This is a genomic window from Bacillus sp. LR--39, from assembly GCF_053613335.1.
The window spans coordinates 1-1,107 of record NZ_JBSIOT010000303.1 but is presented as its reverse complement, the minus strand read 5'-3'; the positions used below and the strand labels follow the sequence as shown (position 1 = coordinate 1,107).

Sequence of the window (1,107 nt, the reverse complement as noted above, 5' to 3'; positions counted from 1 at the left end):
CAGTTGGAACAGTGAAGCTGACGGAAAGGCCCATCAGACACAGTACGCGTTTATCGGTATGGGAAGAAAACTTGGTAATATTTTATTTGCAGACGGCGTTAATGAAAACGGTTTATCGTGTGCTGCACTTTATTTTCCGGGCTATGCGGAGTACGAAAAAACGATACGGGAAGATACCGTTCACATTGCCCCGCATGAGTTTGTGACATGGGTGCTGTCAGTCTGTAAGTCTTTGGAAGACGTAAAAGAAAAGATTCGATCTTTAACGATTGTAGAGAAAAAATTAGATCTATTGGATACAGTTTTACCGCTTCACTGGATATTGTCAGACCGGACGGGCCGAAGCCTGACGATAGAACCGAGAGCAGACGGCCTCAAAGTCTATGATAATCAACCTGGTGTCATGACGAACAGCCCCGACTTTATATGGCATGTAACCAATCTGCAGCAATATACAGGAATCAGACCGAAGCAATTAGAGAGCAAAGAGATGGGCGGATTAGCCCTTTCCGCTTTTGGCCAAGGCTTAGGAACTGTTGGTCTGCCGGGGGATTATACACCGCCTTCCCGGTTTGTCAGAGCTGTTTATTTGAAAGAACATCTAGAGCCGACGGCCGATGAAACGAAAGGTGTAACAGCCGCTTTTCAAATTTTGGCAAATATGACGATACCAAAGGGCGCAGTGATAACGGAAGAAGACGAAATTCATTATACGCAATATACTTCCGTGATGTGCAACGAAACTGGAAACTACTATTTCCACCACTATGACAATCGGCAAATCCAAAAAGTAAATTTATTTCATGAAGACCTTGACTGTTTGGAGCCTAAAGTGTTTTCCGCTAAAGCAGAAGAGAGTATTCTAGAACTTAATTAAGATTCAATTAGCTGATTTCGGTATGAATCCGGGATCAGCTTATTTTTTTATGTGATGTCTCAGCTTCTGAATGAGTGGGAAAATGGACCGTTCTACGACGGCGACCACGCGCGTTTATTAGCAAAGAGCAAAAGTGGCGGCAAAATGCGTATGGTCGGAAGTAGAGATAAGGTGCAAGCTACATTTATATAAAACTTTGGATCAAAACGAGTCTCAGCATCAGACTGGTT

At 43.4% G+C, this 1,107-nt stretch carries 1 protein-coding gene; it reads left to right on the top strand.

What is annotated here, in order from left to right:
• Positions 1–877, top strand: an 877-nt coding sequence (gene yxeI, locus ACWHAR_RS22715) for a penicillin V amidase (protein WP_452087905.1), incomplete at its 5' end; no start/stop codon positions are given.
• Positions 878–1,107 lie beyond the last annotated feature (230 nt).